Origin of the sequence: Diaphorobacter nitroreducens (assembly GCF_002214645.1) — a bacterium.
Lineage (GTDB): Bacteria > Pseudomonadota > Gammaproteobacteria > Burkholderiales > Burkholderiaceae_C > Diaphorobacter > Diaphorobacter nitroreducens.
In genome coordinates this window covers 2,383,566-2,402,900 of record NZ_CP016278.1, presented here as the reverse complement: position 1 = coordinate 2,402,900, position 19,335 = coordinate 2,383,566, and the positions used below count along the sequence as shown (strand labels likewise).

21 protein-coding genes, 1 tRNA gene and 1 pseudogene are annotated in these 19,335 nt (G+C 64.1%); 19 read left to right on the top strand and 4 right to left on the bottom strand.

Annotated elements, in window-relative coordinates:
• The first annotated feature begins 146 nt into the window (after positions 1–146).
• The 9 genes from hisF to tatC all read left to right on the top strand — a co-directional run bounded on the left by hisF (position 147) and on the right by tatC (position 5,358).
• Positions 147–926 (top strand): imidazole glycerol phosphate synthase subunit HisF, encoded by a 780-nt coding sequence (gene hisF, locus BA022_RS11300; RefSeq protein ID WP_011804224.1) that lies wholly within the window; start codon positions 147–149, stop codon positions 924–926.
• A 104-nt stretch (positions 927–1,030) separates the two neighbouring features.
• Positions 1,031–1,429: a phosphoribosyl-AMP cyclohydrolase gene (gene hisI / locus BA022_RS11295; RefSeq protein ID WP_011804225.1), complete on the top strand. Its 399-nt coding sequence runs from the start codon at positions 1,031–1,033 to the stop codon at positions 1,427–1,429.
• A 6-nt stretch (positions 1,430–1,435) separates the two neighbouring features.
• Positions 1,436–1,834: a phosphoribosyl-ATP diphosphatase gene (locus BA022_RS11290; RefSeq protein ID WP_011804226.1), complete on the top strand. Its 399-nt coding sequence runs from the start codon at positions 1,436–1,438 to the stop codon at positions 1,832–1,834.
• A complete protein-coding gene (locus tag BA022_RS11285) occupies positions 1,834–2,220 on the top strand; it encodes a DUF4870 family protein (RefSeq protein ID WP_012655727.1) in 387 nt (128 codons plus the stop codon). Before BA022_RS11290 ends, BA022_RS11285 begins: the two co-directional genes overlap by 1 nt.
• On the top strand, positions 2,213–3,253 hold the full coding sequence (locus BA022_RS11280) for a patatin-like phospholipase family protein (RefSeq protein WP_088887548.1): 1,041 nt from the start codon (positions 2,213–2,215) through the stop codon (positions 3,251–3,253). The genes BA022_RS11285 and BA022_RS11280 overlap by 8 nt, the downstream gene beginning before the upstream one ends.
• A gap of 39 nt (positions 3,254–3,292) precedes the next feature.
• Positions 3,293–3,652: a histidine triad nucleotide-binding protein gene (locus tag BA022_RS11275; RefSeq protein WP_012655729.1), complete on the top strand. Its 360-nt coding sequence runs from the start codon at positions 3,293–3,295 to the stop codon at positions 3,650–3,652.
• Between the two features lie 95 nt (positions 3,653–3,747).
• A complete protein-coding gene (gene tatA, locus BA022_RS11270; RefSeq protein WP_011804230.1) occupies positions 3,748–3,996 on the top strand; it encodes a Sec-independent protein translocase subunit TatA in 249 nt (82 codons plus the stop codon).
• Between the two features lie 32 nt (positions 3,997–4,028).
• Positions 4,029–4,508, top strand: coding sequence for a Sec-independent protein translocase protein TatB (tatB, locus tag BA022_RS11265; RefSeq protein WP_011804231.1), 480 nt, complete (start codon positions 4,029–4,031; stop codon positions 4,506–4,508).
• Positions 4,509–4,569: 61 nt separating this feature from the next.
• A complete protein-coding gene (gene tatC, locus BA022_RS11260) occupies positions 4,570–5,358 on the top strand; it encodes a twin-arginine translocase subunit TatC (protein ID WP_012655732.1) in 789 nt (262 codons plus the stop codon).
• Between the two features lie 135 nt (positions 5,359–5,493).
• Here tatC and BA022_RS11255 read toward each other — a convergent pair whose 3' ends face one another.
• Both BA022_RS11255 and BA022_RS11250 read right to left on the bottom strand, forming a co-directional pair.
• Positions 5,494–6,633 carry a S1C family serine protease gene (locus BA022_RS11255; RefSeq protein WP_088887547.1) on the bottom strand — a complete coding sequence of 380 codons (1,140 nt, stop codon included), beginning with the start codon at positions 6,631–6,633 and terminating at the stop codon, positions 5,494–5,496.
• A 135-nt stretch (positions 6,634–6,768) separates the two neighbouring features.
• Entirely contained in the window at positions 6,769–8,112 is a 1,344-nt protein-coding gene (locus BA022_RS11250; RefSeq protein WP_088887546.1) for a ferredoxin reductase family protein, read from the bottom strand.
• Positions 8,113–8,252: 140 nt separating this feature from the next.
• On the opposite strand from BA022_RS11250, the gene BA022_RS11245 reads away from it, so the two are divergent.
• Positions 8,253–9,017: a Nif3-like dinuclear metal center hexameric protein gene (locus tag BA022_RS11245; protein ID WP_088887545.1), complete on the top strand. Its 765-nt coding sequence runs from the start codon at positions 8,253–8,255 to the stop codon at positions 9,015–9,017.
• A gap of 76 nt (positions 9,018–9,093) precedes the next feature.
• Positions 9,094–10,149, top strand: a complete 1,056-nt coding sequence (pdxA, locus tag BA022_RS11240; protein ID WP_088887544.1) for a 4-hydroxythreonine-4-phosphate dehydrogenase PdxA — start codon at positions 9,094–9,096, stop codon at positions 10,147–10,149.
• 75 nt (positions 10,150–10,224) lie between these two features.
• Here pdxA and mscL read toward each other — a convergent pair whose 3' ends face one another.
• The gene (mscL, locus tag BA022_RS11235; protein WP_011804237.1) at positions 10,225–10,653 is read right to left on the bottom strand and encodes a large conductance mechanosensitive channel protein MscL; all 429 of its coding nucleotides are present in this window, start codon (positions 10,651–10,653) and stop codon (positions 10,225–10,227) included.
• A gap of 134 nt (positions 10,654–10,787) precedes the next feature.
• Between mscL and petA the strand changes: the two genes are divergently transcribed.
• From petA to BA022_RS11205, 6 genes are all read left to right on the top strand, one after another.
• Positions 10,788–11,387: a ubiquinol-cytochrome c reductase iron-sulfur subunit gene (gene petA, locus BA022_RS11230; protein ID WP_012655737.1), complete on the top strand. Its 600-nt coding sequence runs from the start codon at positions 10,788–10,790 to the stop codon at positions 11,385–11,387.
• Between the two features lie 15 nt (positions 11,388–11,402).
• Complete coding sequence (locus BA022_RS11225) at positions 11,403–12,824, top strand: cytochrome b (RefSeq protein ID WP_088887543.1); 1,422 nt, start codon at positions 11,403–11,405, stop codon at positions 12,822–12,824.
• A 16-nt stretch (positions 12,825–12,840) separates the two neighbouring features.
• A complete protein-coding gene (locus tag BA022_RS11220; protein WP_011804240.1) occupies positions 12,841–13,596 on the top strand; it encodes a cytochrome c1 in 756 nt (251 codons plus the stop codon).
• 95 nt (positions 13,597–13,691) lie between these two features.
• Positions 13,692–14,303 (top strand): glutathione S-transferase N-terminal domain-containing protein, encoded by a 612-nt coding sequence (locus tag BA022_RS11215; protein ID WP_011804241.1) that lies wholly within the window; start codon positions 13,692–13,694, stop codon positions 14,301–14,303.
• Between the two features lie 32 nt (positions 14,304–14,335).
• Positions 14,336–14,863 (top strand): ClpXP protease specificity-enhancing factor, encoded by a 528-nt coding sequence (locus BA022_RS11210; protein WP_088887542.1) that lies wholly within the window; start codon positions 14,336–14,338, stop codon positions 14,861–14,863.
• 60 nt (positions 14,864–14,923) lie between these two features.
• Positions 14,924–14,999, top strand: a tRNA-Thr gene (locus BA022_RS11205).
• 106 nt (positions 15,000–15,105) lie between these two features.
• Here the strand turns inward: BA022_RS11205 and BA022_RS11200 are convergent.
• Complete coding sequence (locus tag BA022_RS11200) at positions 15,106–15,405, bottom strand: hypothetical protein (protein ID WP_012655741.1); 300 nt, start codon at positions 15,403–15,405, stop codon at positions 15,106–15,108.
• A 35-nt stretch (positions 15,406–15,440) separates the two neighbouring features.
• Here BA022_RS11200 and BA022_RS11195 point away from each other — a divergent pair, with 35 nt between their 5' ends.
• Positions 15,441–16,406: a M23 family metallopeptidase gene (locus tag BA022_RS11195; protein WP_088887541.1), complete on the top strand. Its 966-nt coding sequence runs from the start codon at positions 15,441–15,443 to the stop codon at positions 16,404–16,406.
• A 135-nt stretch (positions 16,407–16,541) separates the two neighbouring features.
• Positions 16,542–19,294 (top strand): annotated as a pseudogene (gene secA, locus BA022_RS11190) (preprotein translocase subunit SecA).
• Positions 19,295–19,335 lie beyond the last annotated feature (41 nt).

Genomic DNA, 19,335 nt, shown 5'->3' with positions numbered 1-19,335 from the left:
CGCGCTTGTCAGTCAAGGAATTGATGGGGGAAATGGTTTGGAAACCAAATCCGACGAGCGCGAAAAGCTATTGATTCAATAGCTGAGCATGGCGCCGCCCATGGTATCTTGCGGCCCTTCTTCTTCAAAAGCCGGAGTGCTGGCGCATGCTTGCCAAACGCATCATTCCCTGCCTTGACGTGACGGGTGGCCGTGTCGTCAAGGGTGTCAACTTTGTCGAGCTGCGCGACGCGGGCGATCCGGTGGAGATCGCCGCGCGCTACAACGCGCAGGGCGCCGACGAGCTCACCTTCCTGGACATCACCGCCACCAGCGACGAGCGCGACCTGATCCTGCCCATCATCGAGGCCGTGGCCAGCCAGGTCTTCATCCCCTTGACCGTAGGCGGCGGCGTGCGCACCGTGGAAGACGTGCGCCGCCTGCTCAATGCGGGCGCGGACAAGACCAGCTTCAACTCCGCCGCGATCGCCAACCCCGACGTCATCAGCCAGGCCTCGGCCAAGTACGGCGCGCAGTGCATCGTCGTGGCCATCGATGCCAAGCGCCGCCAGGGCGCGGAAGTGGCCGAGCGCGGCGAGGGCTGGGATGTGTACAGCCATGGCGGGCGCAAGAACACCGGCCTGGACGCCGTGCAGTGGGCCGTGGAGATGGCGCGCCGCGGTGCGGGCGAGATCCTGCTGACCAGCATGGACCGCGACGGCACCAAGAGCGGGTTTGATCTGCAACTCACCCGTGCGGTGAGCGACGCCGTGGGCGTGCCCGTGATCGCCTCGGGCGGCGTGGGCAACCTGGACCATCTGGCCGATGGCGTGCAGCAGGGCGGCGCGGATGCGGTGCTGGCGGCCAGCATCTTCCACTACGGCGAGTTCACCGTGCGCCAGGCCAAGGAGCGCATGCGCGAGCGCGGTATCCCCGTGCGGCTCTGACGCTGCGAATGGATGCCGATAAGGCCTGTAGCGCTCTTCCAGTAAGCGCTGTGAGCTATAAAAAAAGTAGCGAACATGGGCGTTGTAGCTGCCGATGACCGACAATGGACACCATGAACTGGCTTGATCAAGTGAAATGGGATGCGCAGGGCCTGGTGCCCGTGATTGCGCAGGAGGCCGCCACGGGCGACGTGCTGATGTTCGCTTGGATGAACCGCGAGGCGCTGGCCAAGACCGCCGAGCTGGGCCGCGCCGTGTACTACAGCCGCTCGCGCGGCAAGCTGTGGTTCAAGGGCGAGGAGTCGGGCCATGTGCAGCAGGTGCACGACATTCGCCTGGACTGCGACAGCGACGTGGTGCTGCTGAAGGTGACGCAGCTGGGCCACGAGCCCGGCATTGCCTGCCACACGGGCCGTCACAGCTGCTTCTTCAACGCCCTCCAGAATGGCGCGTGGCAGGCTGTCGATCCGGTCTTGAAAGACCCCGAATCCATCTACAAATAAGAAGCCATGACCCGCACCGATACCCATGCCCCCCTGTCGCAGGACGCGCTTGCGCGGCTGGCCGGCGTCATCGAAAGCCGCAAGCCCGCCAACGGCGGCGACCCTGACAAGAGCTACGTCGCGCGGCTGCTGCACAAGGGGCCTGACGCCTTCCTCAAGAAGGTGGGCGAGGAGGCGACCGAGGTGGTCATGGCGGCCAAGGACTTGGACCATGGCGCCGACAAGGCGAAGCTGGTGTACGAGGTGGCCGACCTGTGGTTCCACTCGATGATTGCGCTGGCGCACTACGGGCTTGCCCCCGCCGACGTGATTGCCGAGCTGGAGCGTCGCGAGGGCATCAGCGGCATCGAGGAAAAGGCCCTGCGCAAGGCCGCAGCCCGCAGCAGCGAAGAAGGAGGTGCGTGATGAACAACGATATCGTCGACGTGGAGCCCAGCGAGCGGGCCGAATCCCTCAAGACGGTCGGATGGGTCAGCTACATCCTGCACCTGATCGTGGCCGTGGCGGCGGTACTGCCGGGCGCGCAGCCTAGCGCCGCACTCCTCATCGTCGCGCTGGTGATCGACCTGGTGAAGAAAAGCGATGCCGCGGGTACCTGGCAGGCCAGCCATTTCTCCTGGCGCGTGCGCACCGTGATCTGGGCCGGCGTGCTGTACGCGGTCACTGCGCCGCTGTGGCTGGTTTTCTTTTTCCCGGGTTGGATCGCCTGGGGCCTGATCTCCATCTGGTTCCTCTACCGCATCGTGCGCGGCATGGTGGCCATGAACAAGGGGCAGGCCATCGATGCCTGAGCAGGGCGCGCCCCAGCGGCTCAACCTCGCGCTGCAGGGCGGCGGCTCGCATGGCGCGCTGACCTGGGGCGTGCTGGATGCGTTGCTCGAAGACGGCCAGTTCCTCATCGACGGCGTGAGCGGCACCAGCGCCGGTGCCATGAATGCCGTTGCGCTGGCCCACGGATTCGCCCAGGCCGCGCGGGAACACAAAGACCCGCTGGAGGCGCACCGCGCCGGCTGCGAACTGGCGCGCGCCACGCTGGCGCGGCTGTGGGAAGGCGTGGGCACACTCGGCAGCCTGACCTGGGGCATCCCCTTACCCGGTGCCGGGCCGCTGCTGGGCATGATGTCCCACTGGCTGTCGCCCTACCAGACCAATCCGCTGGACATCAATCCCCTGCGGAGGGTGCTGGAGCGCGAGGTGGACTTCGAAGCCCTGGCTTCTGCGCGTGCGCCGCAGTCCAGCACTGTGCCGCAGGTGTTCGTCTGCGCGACCAATGTGCGCACGGGGCGTGGGGAGATTTTCACCGGCAAGCGGCTCAGCGCCGATGCCGTCATGGCCTCGGCCTGCCTGCCGCTGCTGTTCAAGGCGGTGGAGATTGACGGCGAGCATTACTGGGACGGTGGCTATTCCGGCAATCCCGCGCTGCACCCGCTGATCTACAAGACCGACTGCGCCGATGTGCTGCTGGTGCAGATCAACCCCATTGAACACCAGGGCGTGCCCGACAGCGCCAGTGAGATCATGGAGCGCATGAACGAAGTCACGTTCAACGCCGCCCTGCTGTCCGAGCTGCGCGCCATCGAGTTCGTGCGCCGGCTGCTGGCCGAAGGCAAGCTGGACGCGCGCCGCTACAAGAGCGTGCGCATGCACCGCATCGATGGTGGCGCGGTGCTCGAGCCGTTCGGAGCCGCCAGCAAGCTGCGGGCGGACCTGGCCTTCGTGCGCCGCTTGTTCGACCTGGGCAGGGCGGCCGGCCAGGACTGGCTGCAGGCCCACCGGGCGGACGTGGGCGTGCGCACCACGGTCAACATCGCCGACAATGCGTAACCTTTCCACTGCCTGTTGACCGCCTTTTCGCCCTCCGCCATGCAGCACGACCCGAACTGCCTCTTCTGCAAGATCATCGCCGGCCAGATCCCCTCGAAGAAGGTGTACGAGGACGAGCGGGTGTTTGCCTTCCACGACATCCACCCCTGGGCGCCGGTGCATTTTCTCGTGGTGCCCAAGGTCCATCTGCATTCCATGGCGGCGGTCACGCCCGAGCACGCGGACCTGCTGGGGCACATGATGACGCTGGCGCCCAAGCTGGCGCAGGAGCAGGGCTGCAACCCTTATCCGGACGGAGGATTCCGCATCGTGGTAAATACCGGTTCCGAGGGTGGTCAGGAGATCCACCACCTGCACATGCACGTGATCGGCGGTCCCCGCCCCTGGCTCAAGGGGTAAGTCGGCGCGCCTGCAGCCGCCGTGAAGTTGCTAGGGATATGAGGGGCCCGACATATCCGCCGTCTAGAATGGGCCGTATTCGTTAGGAGATTTTCATGGGTTCGTTTTCCATTTGGCACTGGCTCATCGTGCTGCTGATCGTCGTGATGGTGTTCGGCACCAAGAAGCTCAAGAACATCGGCTCCGACCTGGGCGGCGCGGTCAAGGGTTTCAAGGACGGCATGAAGGATGGCGCCAGCACCGATGACTCGGCCACCACCAGCGCGCCCGCGGGCCAGGTGACCAACAACAGCACGGCTGCCGACAAGACCACGATCGACGTCGAAGCCAAGCACAAGAGCTGAACGCCCACGCCTTTCCTGCCTGAGCGTTCCTCATGATCGACATTGGCCTGTCCAAGATGGCGCTGATTGGCGCCGTGGCCCTCATCGTCATCGGCCCCGAGAAGCTGCCGCGCGTCGCGCGCACGGTGGGCACCTTGCTGGGCAAGGCGCAGCGTTACGTGGCCGACGTCAAGGCGGAGGTCAACCGCTCCATGGAGCTGGACGAGCTGCGCAAGATGAAAGACACCGTGGAGAACGCGGCGCGCGACGTGGAGCAGACCATTCACACCAGCGCCAGCGATTTCCAGAAGGACATGGAGCACAGCCTGGGCGACGCCTCTGCGACCGGCAGCACCTACGGGGTGGACCAAGGCCTGTCCACCGTGGTCCCGGCGTACAAGCACCCAGCCAAGAACTGGCGCCTCAAGCGCGGTGCCATGCCCCAGTGGTACAAGGCGCGCGCGGGCGTGCGCACGCGGGTGCAGTCAGGCGCGGCGCGCGTGGCACGGTTCCGCCCCCAGAAATTCCATTGATCCCCTGATGGGCTGCGCCCTGCGCAGCCCGCGCGGGCCATGATCCCGCCTCACCCCCACCATGTCCGAAACACCGAACAAAGAAGACGAGCTCGCCGGTACCGAGCAGCCTTTCGTGCAGCACCTGATGGAGCTGCGCGACCGCCTCGTGAAGGCCATGATCGCGGTGGGTGTCGTCGCGGCCGCCCTGTTCTTCTATCCCGGTCCCGGCCAGCTGTACGACTTCCTGGCCGCGCCTTTGGTGGCCCACTTGCCGCAGGGGGCGACCATGATCGCCACCTCGGTGATCTCGCCCTTCATGGTGCCGCTCAAGATCCTGCTGATGTCGGCGTTCCTTGTGGCGCTGCCCTTCGTGCTGTGGCAGGTGTGGGCCTTCGTGGCGCCGGGGCTGTATTCGCACGAGAAGCGCCTGGTGCTGCCGCTGGTGGTTTCCAGCACGGTGCTGTTCTTCATCGGCGTGGCGTTCTGCTACTTCTTCGTGTTTGGACAGGTGTTCAGCTTCATCCAGGGTTTTGCACCCAAGAGCATCACCGCCGCGCCGGACATCGAGGCCTACCTGGGCTTCGTGATGACCATGTTCCTCGCCTTCGGCCTGGCCTTTGAGGTGCCGATCGCCGTGGTGGTGCTGGCGCGCCTGAACGTCGTGAGCGTGGAAAAGCTCAAGAGCTTCCGCGGCTACTTCATCGTGGTCGCGTTCGTGATCGCCGCCATCGTCACGCCGCCGGACGTGGTGTCGCAACTGGCGCTGGCGATTCCCATGTGCCTGCTCTACGAGTTGGGCATCTGGGCGGCGCAGCTGTTCATCCGCCATACCAAGGCACCCGAAGATCCGCAGGAATCCGCGCCGTGAGCGTGCACTGAGCCACCGCCGCGCTGCGGGGGGCCGCCGGCGCCCGGTGGTGCACCGTTCAGGAGTGGAAACAAAAATAGCTTCCCGGGCTTTCTAGACAACCGCGGGAAGCTATTTTTTTGATAGCAATGCCGTTCAGCGGCGCTGCTGCACGCGGGGCCGCGTGCCCGGCACGACCGATACCTCCAGCCGCGCGTCGCCGCGCTGCAGCGCAAAGCTGGCCGCGGAGCCGGGCTTGAGGGACGCCACCGCCGTGAGCAGTTGCGACACATTGTTGGTGGCTTTGTCCTCCACGCTCAGGATCACGTCGCCCGGCCGCACCCCCGCCACTGCCGCGGGACCGCCCTGCAGCACGCCGGTGATGATCACGCCCTCTGTGGCCTTCACGCCAAAGGTCTGCGCCAGTTCCGGGGACAGTTCGTTGGGCTCCACGCCGATCCAGCCGCGCGTGACCTGCCCGTCGCGCACGATACCGTCCAGCACCAGCTTGGCCGTCGACACGGGAATGGCGAAGCCGATGCCCATGCTGCCGCCTGAGCGGGAGTAGATGGCGGTGTTGATGCCCATCAGGTTGCCATTCACGTCCACCAGCGCGCCGCCGGAGTTGCCGGGGTTGATGGCCGCGTCGGTCTGAATGAAGTTCTCGAAAGTGTTGATGCCCAGTTGGCTGCGACCCAGTGCCGACACGATGCCGCTGGTGACCGTCTGGCCCACGCCAAAGGGATTGCCGATGGCCAGCACCTGATCGCCCACGGCGAGCTGGTCGGAATCGCCCAGCACGATGACGGGCAGCTTGTCGAGATCCACCTTCAGCACGGCCAGGTCGGTTTCAGGGTCGGTCCCGATGATGGTGGCGCGCGCGCGCCGGCTGTCGGTGAGCGTCACCTCGATCTCGTCGGCGCCCTCCACCACGTGGTTGTTGGTGAGGATGTAGCCGTCGGGGCTGATGATCACGCCGCTGCCCAGGCCGGTTTGCGCCTGGGTGCCTTGGTCGCCAAAGAAGAACTGGAACCACGGGTCGTTGCTGCGCGGGTGGCGCACGGCTTTGCTGGTGTTGATGCTGACCACCGCTGGCGCCGCCCTGCGCGCCGCCCCACTGAAGCTGCCCGCCGCGGGCTGGGCGGACGTGGAGGAGGGCGCCTCGATGAGCGATATGCCAGCGCCGCTGCGTGTGGCGCCGCGCTGCAGCCAGTCGGGCTGCAGGGTGGCCACCACGAAGTACGCAGCCAGCAGCACGGTGACGGATTGGGAGAGCAGGAGCCAGAGGCGTTTCATGGGGCGTGATGCGGTTGGAAGGCGAGCGCAAATTGTAGGCGTGTGCCCCGGTTTCGGGGCGTGGGACGGCGCGGCGCGAGTCCCTGCAGACGCAGTGGCGGGCCTGGCGTTGCGAGGGGCCTGCTTCGCGTCGCTTTAGCGCATCTGGAACAGTTCCTGGTGGAAGGCCTGCGTGGGCAGGCCGTGCGCGGCCAGGTCTGCCCGCAGGGCAGAGGCGAATGGTATCGGGCCGCAGAACCAGACGCTGGCGTTTCGCCATTCGGGCACCAGCGCTCGCAGACGCTCGCCGTCCAGGCGCCCGTCCTGTGCATCCACGAAGAGGTGCAGGCGCACGCCGGCGGCCTGCGCATCGACACGCAGCTTGTCCAGCGCCACCGGGTCGTGGTCGGCGGTGGTGTGGAACAGGTCGATGGGCCGGGCGGAGTGGGAGCCCCCGTGCGCGAGTTGTTTCATGCGTGCGATGAACGGCGTAATGCCGATGCCGGCGCCGATCCAGATCTGGCGTGGACGCGCGTCGTCGAATGTGAAGCAGCCGTACGGCCCCTCCACCGTCACGTGGTCGCCCACGCGCAGGCGGTCGGGCAGGCGGCTGGTGTGGTCGCCGAGGGCCTTGGTGATGAAAGTGACGCACGGGTCTTGTGGCATCCACGCCGATGCGATGGTGTAGGGGTGCGCGCCTTCCTTGGGGTCGGAGGTGACGAAGGCGAATTGCCCCGCGCGGTGCCCCGGCCAGAGGCCGTCGAGACGGATGCGCGTTTCCAGCACGCGCAGCGCGGGATAAGGCTGCAATGAAACGATGCGACCCTGAACGGTGCGGCGCCCGCCCACGCGGTGGGTCAGTACCAGCACGGCTGATACCGTGCCAGCGGCCACCAGCAGGGCCAGCAGCCAGCCGATCGGCTGCGACCAGTAGCTCCACTGCACCAGCACCACGGTGTGGAAGACCAGCGCCAGGTAAGCCACGGCCAGCAACTGGTGCGTCTTGGCGAACAGCCGGTACGGAAAGCGCTTGACCAGCGCCAGCACGATGAGCAGTACCGCTGCGTAGAACGCCCACTCGCCCACGCCTTCGGCGAGGCCGCGCCAATCGCGCAGCGTGGCCTCGGCAAGGCCCAGGTTCTCGGCAGGCGGGCGCGGCCCGCGCGGCGGTCGGGTAAGCCAACCCCATCCCACGGCCCATTTGGTGCCCTTGGCCCAGAGCCAGTGCACCGTGCCGATCGCCAGCGCGGCGATGCCCAGCCACTTGTGCAGACGGTACATCTTGTCCAGCCCGTCCAAATGCCGCTCCAGCCACACGGGGCGCACGGCCAGCAGCATGGCGAGCGACATCGCGCCCATCACCAGCACACCGCTGTATTGCACCCAGACGGTGCGCAGCGCGAAGTAGCCCGGCTGCGCGGGCCATAGCGTGTCGGCCATCAGCCACAGCGCGGTGAGGCCGAGCAGGAAGGCCCAGAAGGCCCACGTGATGCGTTTCATCCCAGTTCCCTGTTGGTTGTCATGGTGGTTTGCCAGGCAGTCTAGGAGCGCGTTTGCGCGGGATTTTTTAAGCAGTATGAAGCATGGGTAAACACGTTTGATGTGGGTCAGCGCAGGGGCACATCGCGGACAATTGCCGCATGTCTCATCCTTCGCATACCGACCGGGACGCGCTCCTGGCGGCCTTTGATGCCGAACTGCAGCCCGAACGCTTCAAGGATTACGGGCCCAATGGGCTGCAGGTGGAAGGCAGGCGCGAGATCGCGCGCATCGTCAGCGGAGTCACGGCCAGCCGCGCGCTGATCGATGCCGCCATTGCCGCGCGGGCCGACGCCATCTTCGTGCACCACGGCTTGTTCTGGCGGGGCATGGACGGCCGCGTGACCGGCTGGATGAAGCAGCGCCTGCAGCGCCTGCTGGCACACGACATCAATCTGTTTGCCTACCACTTGCCACTGGACGCGCATGCGCAGTGGGGCAACAACGCACAACTGGGGCGCGTGCTGGGCTGGCAGCCCGACCAGCGTTTTGGCGAGCAGGACCTGGGCTTTGCCGCGCCGGCGGATTTCGCAGATGTGGGTGCGCTGGCCGCGCACGTGCAAGCGGCGCTGGGCCGTGCGGCCACGGTGGTGGTGCCGGAGCAGGTGCGCCACATCCGCCGCGTGGCGTGGTGCACGGGCGGCGCGCAAGGGTTCTTCGAGTCCGCCATCGCCGCGGGGGCGGATGCCTTCATCACCGGCGAGATCTCCGAACAGCAGACCCACCTCGCGCGCGAGACGGGCGTGGCCTTCATCGCAGCCGGCCACCATGCCACCGAACGCTACGGTGCGCCGGCGCTCGCGGCCCATGTCGCGCAGCGGTTGGGGTTGGAGCACCGCTTCATCGATATCGACAATCCTGCTTGAGTTGTGCTATTAAAAATATAGCTACTTGCGCTTTATGGTAGAGCGCTAGGGCCCTATTTGATCTATAGGCTTATTCATGAATGCACTTCCCGCGCTTGCCATCACTCAGGGGGATCCCGCAGGCATCGGTCCGGAAATCGTGGCCAAGGCGTTTCGCGATGCGCCACAGGTGCTGCGCGGCTGCTTCGTGGTGGGAGACCTGCCGACCATGCGCCGCGCGGCGTCCTGCATCATGCGGCCGGGCCAGCCCAGTTTGCCCGTGGCGCGCCTGGATGCGCACCGTGCGCCGGTCGACCTGGCCGACATTCCGCCGCGCTGCCTGCCCGTATGGCAACTGCCGGAATTGGAGGGCGTGGCTCCTGCGCCCTGGGGGCGGGTGAGCGCCGAAGCCGGGCGTGCCGCGGCGGCGTGTGTGGTGTGGGCTGCGCGTGCTGCATTGCGTGGCGAGGTTGCGGCGCTGGTGACGGCGCCTTTGCACAAGGAGGCGCTCGCGGCCGCGGGCGTGCACCATCCCGGTCACACGGAACTGCTGCAAGCCGAGGCGGCGGTCCATGCGGGCGTGTCCTTGCAGCAGATGCCCGTGCGCATGATGCTCGCGAATGACGAGCTGCGCACCGTGCTCGTCAGTATCCACGTCGCGCTGCGCGATGCCATTACCGCGGTGACGCAGGACAGCGTGCTGCAGACGCTGCGGATCACCCATGCCGCGCTCTCGCGCAGCCTGGGGCGCGCTCCGCGCATTGGCGTGGCGGGGCTCAATCCGCATGCGGGCGAGGGGGGCTTGTTCGGCCGCGAGGAGCTCGAAATCATCGCGCCAGCCGTGACGCAGGCGCGCAGTGAGGGGATCGATGCCCACGGCCCGTTTGCACCCGACACCATTTTCATGCGCGCCCGCTCCACGCCGCAGCGCGCCGGCGAGTTTGACGTGGTGCTGGCCATGTACCACGACCAGGGCCTGATCCCGGTGAAGTATTTGGGCGTGGACAAGGGGGTGAACGTCACGCTCGGGTTGCCGCTTGTGCGCACCAGCCCCGACCACGGCACGGCCTTCGACATCGCGGGGCAGGGGACGGCGGATGCGGAGAGCCTGATCGAAGCCGTGCGCATGGCGCGGCAGTTGGCGCGGCCCTGAACGTCTCCCTGAAATGCAAAGGCCCGCCGCCCCAGGAAGGGCGGTGGGCCTTTTTACGCGCCCTCTGGCGTGCTGTCAGCGCTTGAGGCTGTCGCGGATCTCGCGCAGCAGCTGGATGTCCTCGGGAGTGGCGGGCGGGGCGGGCGGCTCGACGGGTGTCTCACGCTTGAGCCGGTTGATCTGTTTGACCATCACGAAGATGATGAACGCGAGGATCACGAAATTGACCGCGACGGTGATGAAATTGCCGTAAGCCAGTACCGGCACGCCCGCTTTGCGAATCGCCTCCAGCGTATAGGGCGTGCCCTCCGGCACGCTGCCCAGCACGATGAACAGGTTGGAGAAGTCCAGCTTGCCGAACACCAAGCCCACGACCGGCATGATGAGGTCGCTGACGACGGAGTCGACGATCTTGCCGAAGGCACCACCGATGATCACGCCGACCGCGAGGTCAATGACGTTGCCCTTAACGGCAAACTCCCGAAACTCTTTGGCAATGCCCATTTCGTTTCTCCTTTGATATAGATGAAAACACTGAACTATTGCCTAGCTTAAGTCCAGCAGCAGCGTTGGAATAACCATTTTCACTCCGCTACAATTTGCGGTTGACCCCTTAGCGAAGCATACCGAGGATCCCCATGAGTGAAACTCCGATCGACTCCAGCAAGCGGACGTGGCTGATTGCGTCCGGCTGCGCTGGTGCGGTGGGCGGCGTGGCGACTGCCGTTCCTTTTGTGAGCACTTTCCAACCGTCTGAAAAGGCCAAGGCAGCGGGTGCTGCCGTCGAGGTGGATATCTCGGGTCTCAAGCCCGGCGAAAAAATCACCGTGGAATGGCGTGGAAAGCCTGTTTGGATTGTCAAGCGCACGCCCGAGCAGCTTGCCGAGCTGCCCAAGCTGGATGCGCAGCTTGCCGATCCCAAATCGGCGCGCAACCCTGCGGAGCTCACGCCGGAATATGCGCGCAACGAATGGCGCTCCATCAAACCCGAGGTGCTCGTGGCCGTGGGTATCTGCTCCCACCTTGGCTGCTCTCCCACGGAGAAGTTCGCGTCGGGCCCGCAGCCTTCCCTGCCTGACGACTGGAAGGGCGGTTTCCTGTGCCCATGCCATGGCTCCACATTCGACATGGCGGGCCGTGTGTTCAAGAACAAGCCTGCGCCTGACAATCTCGAAGTGCCGCCGCACATGTACCTGTCGGAGACCAAGCTCCTGATCGGTGAAGACAAGAAGGCCTGAGGGAGGCACTGACAAATGGCTGCTTATCGCGAATTCAAGGAAGTCTCGCCCAACGCGTCCGCGGGCGCGAAGGTCACCAACTGGCTGGAAAACCGTTTCCCCACGGCTTTCGATGCCTACAAGGTGCACATGTCGGAGTACTACGCTCCGAAGAACTTCAACTTCTGGTACATCTTCGGCTCGCTGGCGCTGCTGGTACTGGTGATCCAGATCGTCACCGGCATCTTCCTCGTGATGCACTACAAGCCCGACGCTGCCAAGGCGTTCGAGTCTGTCGAGTACATCATGCGCGATGTGCCGTGGGGCTGGCTGATCCGCTACATGCACTCGACCGGTGCGTCGGCCTTCTTCGTGGTCGTGTACCTGCATATGTTCCGCGGCCTGCTGTACGGCTCCTATCGCAAGCCACGCGAACTGGTGTGGATCTTCGGCTGCGCCATCTTCCTGGCGCTGATGGCCGAGGCGTTCATGGGCTATCTGCTGCCCTGGGGCCAGATGTCCTACTGGGGCGCACAGGTGATCGTGAACCTGTTCTCCGCCATTCCCTTCATCGGCCCCGATCTGGCGCTGCTGATCCGTGGCGACTATGTGGTGGGCGATGCGACGCTGAACCGCTTCTTCAGCTTCCACGTGATCGCTGTGCCGCTGGTGCTGCTGGGCCTGGTGGTGGCGCACTTGCTGGCGCTGCATGACGTGGGTTCCAACAACCCTGATGGCATCGAAATCAAGGGCCCCGGCAAGCCGGTGGATGAGCATGGCCACCCGCTGGACGGCGTACCTTTCCACCCTTACTACACGGTGCACGACATCCTGGGCGTGTGCGTGTTCCTGTTCATCTTCTCGGCGGTGGTGTTCTTCGCTCCCGAACTGGGTGGCTACTTCCTGGAGTACAACAACTTCATCCCGGCCGATCCGCTGCAGACGCCTGCCCACATCGCCCCGGTGTGGTACTTCACGCCCTTCTATTCCATGCTGCGCGCCATCACCACCGAGATGATGTACGTGTTGATCGCATGTGTGGTGCTGGGTGCGGGCTTCGGTGTATTCAAGGCCCGTTTGCCTGCGCTCATCAAGGGTGGCGTAGCGCTGGCAGCCGCCGTGGCCATCGCCCTCATGCTGGCTATTGATGCCAAGTTTTGGGGCGTGGTGGTGATGGGTGGTGCCGTGATCATTCTGTTCTTCCTGCCCTGGCTGGACCAGAGCCCTGCACGCTCGATCCGCTATCGCCCGACATGGCACAAGTACCTGTACGCAGTATTCGTGGTTGTGTTCGTCATCCTGGCCTACCTGGGCGTGCAACCGCCATCGCCCATCGGCGAGCGGGTTTCGCAAGTGGGTACGCTGTTCTACTTTGGTTTCTTCCTGCTCATGCCCTGGTGGAGCCGCTTGGGTACACCCAAGCCCGTGCCGGACCGCGTGACTTTTGCTGCGCACTGAGCTGGAGACGACAACAATGAAAAAACTCATCCTCACGTTGGTTGCAGCTCTGGGTCTGGTGGCTGGGGCGCATGCCGCCGGTGGTGGCATGGCCTGGGACAAGGCGCCTGTCAACACCAGCGACACGGCGTCCTTGCAGAACGGTGCGAAGCTCTTCGTCAACTATTGCCTCAACTGCCACTCGGCTGCCTTCATGCGTTTCAATCGCTTGAAGGACATCGGTCTCACGGACCAGCAGATCAAGGACAACCTGCTGTTCACGACCGATAAGGTGGGCGAGACCATGAAGTCCGCCATCGATCCCAAGCAGGCCAAGGTGTGGTTCGGCGCCAACCCGCCTGATCTCACGGTGATTGCACGTTCGCGTGCAGGCGCTGGCGGAACGGGCGCCGACTATCTCTACACCTTCCTGCGCACCTTCTATCGGGACGACACCAAGGCCACGGGCTGGAATAATCTGGCGTTCCCCAATGTGGGCATGCCCCATGCCTTGTGGCAACTGCAAGGCGAGCGCCGCCCGATCTTCGAAGAGCGTGAAAGCCACGGCAAGACCGAGCATGTGCTCAAGGGCTGGGAGCAGGTTACTGCAGGCAGCATGACGCCGTTGCAATACGACCAAGCTGTAGGTGATCTCGTGAATTATCTGCAGTGGATGGGCGAGCCAGCGCAAAATACACGTGTTCGCATTGGCGTATGGGTGTTGATCTTCCTTGGCGTGTTCACGCTCATCGCATGGAGGCTCAACGCCGCCTTCTGGAAAGACGTTAAGTAAACGCTAGGTTCTTTGCCGCGCATTTCTGCGCTGCCGAGCATGTACAGAGTGGGTGCCCTGGCACCCACTCTTTTGATTTTTAGGAGCTGCTCACCATGATGGTGCTTTATTCGGGTACGACCTGCCCCTTTTCCCATCGCTGCCGTTTCGTCCTCTTCGAAAAAGGCATGGATTTCGAGATCCGCGATGTGGACCTGTACAACAAGCCCGAAGACATCAGCGTGATGAATCCCTATGGCCAGGTTCCCATCCTGGTCGAGCGCGACTTGATCCTGTACGAGTCCAACATCATCAACGAGTACATTGATGAGCGCTTCCCCCACCCGCAACTGATGCCGGGTGATCCGGTGGACCGCGCGCGCGTGCGCCTGTTCCTGCTGAACTTCGAGAAGGAATTGTTCGTTCACGTGAACGCGCTGGAGTCGCGCGCCACGAAGGGAAATGAAAAGGCATTGGAGAAGGCGCGCACGCACATCCGCGACCGGCTGACGCAGCTCGCTCCGGTGTTCTTGAAGAACAAATACATGTTGGGCGAGGGTTTTTCCATGCTTGATGTGGCCATTGCCCCCTTGTTGTGGCGCCTGGACTATTACGGCATCGAGTTGAGCAAGAACGCTGCACCATTGCTCAAATATGCCGAGCGCATTTTCTCCCGCCCAGCATATATCGAGGCGCTGACGCCTTCCGAGAAAGTCATGCGCAAGTAAGCTGCTGCGCCTTTTTCTTTTGCTTGCGTACGATGAAGCCACAGGAATTTCCCTCCACGCGCCCCTATCTCATTCGTGCTCTGTATGAGTGGTGCACGGACAACGGCTTCACGCCCTATCTGGTGGTGCGTGTGAACGAATCCGTTCAGGTACCGCGTGAGTACGTCAACAACGGCGAGATTGTCCTGAACGCAAGCTACGACGCGACGAGCGGGCTGCAACTGGGCAACGATTTCATCGAGTTCAAGGCACGCTTCGGCGGCAGGCCGCACGACATCATGGTCCCGGTGCGCCGGGTCGTCGCCATCTACGCCCGTGAAAACGGACAGGGTATGGCCTTCCCCTTGGAAGAGGAAGTGTTCGTGCCGCCGGCCGCTGCTGTAGTGTCATCCGCGGACTCGGGCGCTGGACCGGGTGTCCCGGGCTCCACGGTTTCCGAGCGTGGTCCTGTTCAGTTGCAATCGGTGGACGGCTCTGTGAGCGATGCGCACGAGGAGGCGCCGCGACCGCCTCCGCCCACAGGAGGCGCTGGGCGTCCTTCGCTCAAGCGCATCAAATGAGGCATCTTTCAAGGTGCATCAATTTGAGCCGTGCGTTTTGAACGCTAGAATCTGGAATTCGCCGATTTAGCTCAGTTGGTAGAGCACCCGCCTTGTAAGCGGTAGGTCGTCAGTTCGAATCCGACAATCGGCACCATTGCACAGGCCGCATGTTCGCAGGGACATGCGGCTTTTCTTTTGCGTGCGGCCTTTTCTTTACGACGCCATGCCTGCGGCATAGCTGGCGTCTTTCGCCTGAGTGCTCAGGTTTGAACTTTCAGGCGTATGGAGTTAACCTCCCATCCCCGACTGCGCAGATGTGCCTCGAATGCGGGCAGCAATTGCCGGACTTTTGCGGCGGCGGCATTGCTGCGGACCAGCAGGCACCAACAAGCGCCTTCAATCGGCCCTGCCTGAATGGCGGGGCGCAGCAGCGGGGGTATCAAGCCCTCGATGGCTTTTAGCCGGGCACTGGACTCCTGGGTGAGCGCGGTCAGCTTCGCCAACGTCGGCGACTCCTGCGTGGCTTGCTGGAGTGAGATGGCGTGGTGACGACGATTCATACAGAGACTGGTCCAACCAGCGACGAGGGAAAAACGTGCAGGTGATTATTACGGATGCGTGGCTCGCGCGAAGCCGCGCCATACACCTCAGCGGTGTGCAACTGATCTGCGCTCTAGCTGGGATTTTCATGGCACTGCTGTTCATGACCGTGATGGCATACCACTGGGTGCTGATGCATGGCGTGCGCGAGGGCTGGCCCGTAGTGGGCTCCATGGCACGACTGGCTGTGCAGGATGAGCAAGCCCAGCGCGAGCGGTTCATGCGCGCCAATATCGATGCGATGGCGCGCAAGCTGGGAGACATGCAAGCCCGTGTGCTCCAACTGGAATCGCTGGGTGAGCGTGTCCGAGGCTTGGCCGGTCTGCCTGCGTCCGAGGTGCAGAGCCTGCCGGGCCGTGGAGGCATGCTGGTGGCTGGGCGCCCGCTGGGGCTCGACGAACTGAATGCGGCCTTGGACGACCTGGTCGCCATCACCGGCCGGCGGACGGATTTGATGACGGTGGCAGAGTCACGCCTCTTTGACCAGCACATCCGCAAGCACTTGATCCCGACCCAGGTTCCCGTGCGCGACACGGCTGTTGGTTCGCCGTTCGGCTGGCGCATTGATCCTTTTACCGGCCAGTCCGCGTTGCATACCGGGCTGGACTTCTCGGCCGGAACCGGCACGCCCATCGTGGCCGCGGCCGGCGGCGTGGTGATCGCTCAGGAGTACCACCCCGCCTATGGCAACATGGTGGAGATAGACCACGGAAGCCAACTCGTCACCCGCTACGCCCACGCCTCCAAAACCCTGGTGAAGGCGGGGGACATCGTGCGCCGGGGACAGAAAATCGCGGAAGTGGGAAGTACGGGCCGCTCCACGGGGCCGCATTTGCATTTCGAAGTATGGGTGCAAGGCGTGCCGCAGGATCCGCAGAAATTCCTCTTCGCGGGAGAGCCCGCACCGATGCCACACGCCCTCACAGGGCGCGCTGCCATTGGGCACCTGGCGCACAGGTAGAATCTTTCGATCAGGCCCGCCACCTCGGATTGCAGGTACTTGCAATGGTGGACGGGGGTCTCCATCTGGATTCACATCATCACAGGGATTCCGGTCGCTCTGCCGCTCGTTGGCGTGTAGTGCGGTCGCGTTCGCATGGCCACCAACTTCCTCACCAAAATATTCGGCAGTCGCAATGACCGCCTGCTCAAGCAGTATCGCAAGACGGTTGCTCGCATCAATGCGATGGAGCCCGACTATGAAAGCTGAGTGACGAGGCGCTGCGGGGCAAGACGCAGGAATTCAAGGATCGCATTGCACAGGGCGAATCGTTGGACGCTCTGCTACCCGAAGCCTTTGCCGTGGTGCGCGAGGGTTCCAAGCGCATCATGAAAATGCGCCACTTCGACGTGCAGCTGGTGGGTGGCATGGCGCTGCATTACGGCAAGATCGCTGAGATGCGCACGGGCGAGGGCAAGACGCTGACGGCCACGCTGCCCGTTTACCTGAACGCCCTGTCGGGCCAGGGCGTGCACGTGGTGACAGTGAACGACTATCTTGCGGGCCGTGACGCGCAATGGATGGGGCGGCTGTACAACTTCCTGGGCCTCACAGTGGGTATCAACCTGCCTCAAATGCCCCGCGAAGAAAAGCAGGCCGCCTACCAGGCAGACATCACCTACGGAACGAACAACGAGTACGGGTTCGACTACCTGCGCGACAACATGGTGTACGACGCGCGCGAGCGCGTGCAGCGCGGCCTCAACTACGCCATCGTCGATGAGGTGGACTCCATCCTGATCGATGAGGCGCGTACCCCCCTGATCATCAGCGGGCAGGCAGAGGACCACACGGCGCTGTATGTGGCCATGAACAAGGTGGTGCCCCTGCTGGTGCGCCAGGAGGGTGAGGCCGACCCGCGTACGGGTGAGGGCGTGACCAAGCCGGGGGATTTCACCCTCGACGAAAAGACGCACCAGGTGTTCCTGACGGAGCAGGGCCACGAGAATGCAGAGCGCATCCTGGCCAGCCAGGGGCTGATTCCGGAAGGGGCGTCGCTCTACGATCCGGCCAACATCACGCTGGTGCATCACTTGTACGCGGCGCTGCGCGCCAACCATCTCTACCACCGCGACCAGCACTACGTCGTGCAGAACGGCGAGATCGTGATCGTGGACGAGTTCACGGGCCGCCTCATGGCCGGCCGCCGCTGGAGCGAAGGCCTGCACCAGGCCGTGGAAGCCAAGGAAGGCGTGAACATCCAGGCCGAGAACCAGACGCTGGCCTCCATCACCTTCCAGAACTACTTCCGCCTCTATAACAAGCTCTCGGGCATGACCGGTACGGCCGATACCGAGGCCTATGAGTTCCAGGAAATCTACGGCCTGGAAACCGTGGTGATCCCGCCCAACCGGCCCAGCAAGCGCGACGACCAGCTCGACCGCGTGTACAAGACGACGCGCGAGAAGTACGAGGCTGCGATTGCCGACATCCGCGAATGCCACGAGCGTGGCCAGCCGGTGCTGGTGGGTACCACTTCCATCGAGAACTCGGAAATCATCGACGAGTTGCTGAACAAGGCAGGCCTGCCGCACCAGGTACTCAACGCCAAGCAGCACGCGCGGGAGGCCGATATCGTGGCTCAGGCGGGACGCCCCGGCATGATCACCATCGCCACCAATATGGCGGGCCGCGGTACCGACATCGTTCTGGGCGGCAACGTGGAAAAGGCGATCGCCGCGCTGGAGGCCGATGAGTCGCTGTCAGAAGCCGACCGAGCCGCGCGTGTGCAGGAACTGCGCGCGCAGTGGAAGCTCGACCACGAGAAGGTGACGGCACTCGGCGGCCTGCGCATCATCGCGACCGAGCGCCATGAATCCCGCCGTATCGACAACCAGCTGCGCGGCCGCTCGGGCCGTCAGGGCGATCCGGGCTCTTCGCGCTTCTATCTGAGCCTGGATGACCAATTGATGCGCATCTTCGCGGGCGACCGCGTCAAGGCCATCATGGACCGGTTGAAGATGCCGGACGGCGAAGCGATCGAGGCGGGCATCGTCACGCGCAGCATCGAGTCGGCGCAGCGCAAGGTTGAGGCGCGCAACTTCGACATCCGCAAACAGCTGCTGGAGTACGACGACGTCGCCAACGACCAGCGCAAGGTGATCTACCAGCAGCGCAATGAAATCCTGGACGCCCCCGACCTGGGCGTGTTGATCGACGCCATGCGCGACGATTGCCTGGCCGACGTGGTGCGCCAGTACGTGCCTGCCGAGTCCGTGGAAGAACAGTGGGACCTCGCAGGCCTGGAAAAGGCGCTGGCCAACGACTGGCAAGTGTCGTTGGCGCTGCAGAAAGAGGTGGAAGGCTCGGACGCCATCACCGACGAAGAGATTCTGGAGAAGGTGCAGCAGGCCGCCCGCGAGGCCTTCCAGGCCAAGGTGGGGCAGGTGGGCGCGGAGAACTTCACGCAGTTCGAGCGCATGGTGCTGCTGCAGAGCTTCGACACCAACTGGCGCGATCACCTCTCCGCGCTGGATTATTTGCGCCAGGGCATCCACCTGCGCGGCTATGCGCAGAAGCAGCCCAAGCAGGAATACAAACGCGAGGCGTTCGAGCTCTTCCGCCAGCTCATCGACCAGGTCAAGAACGAAGTCACGCGCCTCATGATGACCGTGCAGGTGCAATCCAGCGCCCAACTGGACGAGGCCACGCAGGCCATGGAAGACCGGGGTGAGGGCATCAGCAACGTTACCTACAGCTCGCCCACCGAGACCGGCGAAGTGGAGACGGTGGCCGATGCCGCCACCGCCGCGCAGCCTGCCGCCGCCGGCGTGCGCGTGGGCCGCAACGACCCCTGCCCCTGCGGCAGCGGTAAAAAGTACAAGCAGTGCCACGGCAAGCTGGCGTGATGCCGGCACAATGAAGAACACGGGCTGCGGCCCGTGTTCGC

Coding starts and splice junctions, on each gene's coding strand:
- BA022_RS11225 (WP_088887543.1), top strand. CDS start 11,403: ATGGCTGCTTATCGCGAATTCAAGGAAGTCTCGCCCAACGCGTCCGCG.
- BA022_RS11245 (WP_088887545.1), top strand. CDS start 8,253: ATGTCTCATCCTTCGCATACCGACCGGGACGCGCTCCTGGCGGCCTTT.
- tatB (WP_011804231.1), top strand. CDS start 4,029: ATGATCGACATTGGCCTGTCCAAGATGGCGCTGATTGGCGCCGTGGCC.
- BA022_RS11280 (WP_088887548.1), top strand. CDS start 2,213: ATGCCTGAGCAGGGCGCGCCCCAGCGGCTCAACCTCGCGCTGCAGGGC.
- BA022_RS11285 (WP_012655727.1), top strand. CDS start 1,834: ATGAACAACGATATCGTCGACGTGGAGCCCAGCGAGCGGGCCGAATCC.
- BA022_RS11215 (WP_011804241.1), top strand. CDS start 13,692: ATGATGGTGCTTTATTCGGGTACGACCTGCCCCTTTTCCCATCGCTGC.
- BA022_RS11250 (WP_088887546.1), bottom strand. CDS start 8,112: ATGAAACGCATCACGTGGGCCTTCTGGGCCTTCCTGCTCGGCCTCACC.
- pdxA (WP_088887544.1), top strand. CDS start 9,094: ATGAATGCACTTCCCGCGCTTGCCATCACTCAGGGGGATCCCGCAGGC.
- hisF (WP_011804224.1), top strand. CDS start 147: ATGCTTGCCAAACGCATCATTCCCTGCCTTGACGTGACGGGTGGCCGT.
- BA022_RS11210 (WP_088887542.1), top strand. CDS start 14,336: ATGAAGCCACAGGAATTTCCCTCCACGCGCCCCTATCTCATTCGTGCT.
- BA022_RS11290 (WP_011804226.1), top strand. CDS start 1,436: ATGACCCGCACCGATACCCATGCCCCCCTGTCGCAGGACGCGCTTGCG.
- tatC (WP_012655732.1), top strand. CDS start 4,570: ATGTCCGAAACACCGAACAAAGAAGACGAGCTCGCCGGTACCGAGCAG.
- BA022_RS11255 (WP_088887547.1), bottom strand. CDS start 6,633: ATGAAACGCCTCTGGCTCCTGCTCTCCCAATCCGTCACCGTGCTGCTG.
- petA (WP_012655737.1), top strand. CDS start 10,788: ATGAGTGAAACTCCGATCGACTCCAGCAAGCGGACGTGGCTGATTGCG.
- hisI (WP_011804225.1), top strand. CDS start 1,031: ATGGACACCATGAACTGGCTTGATCAAGTGAAATGGGATGCGCAGGGC.
- BA022_RS11200 (WP_012655741.1), bottom strand. CDS start 15,405: ATGAATCGTCGTCACCACGCCATCTCACTCCAGCAAGCCACGCAGGAG.
- mscL (WP_011804237.1), bottom strand. CDS start 10,653: ATGGGCATTGCCAAAGAGTTTCGGGAGTTTGCCGTTAAGGGCAACGTC.
- BA022_RS11220 (WP_011804240.1), top strand. CDS start 12,841: ATGAAAAAACTCATCCTCACGTTGGTTGCAGCTCTGGGTCTGGTGGCT.
- tatA (WP_011804230.1), top strand. CDS start 3,748: ATGGGTTCGTTTTCCATTTGGCACTGGCTCATCGTGCTGCTGATCGTC.
- BA022_RS11275 (WP_012655729.1), top strand. CDS start 3,293: ATGCAGCACGACCCGAACTGCCTCTTCTGCAAGATCATCGCCGGCCAG.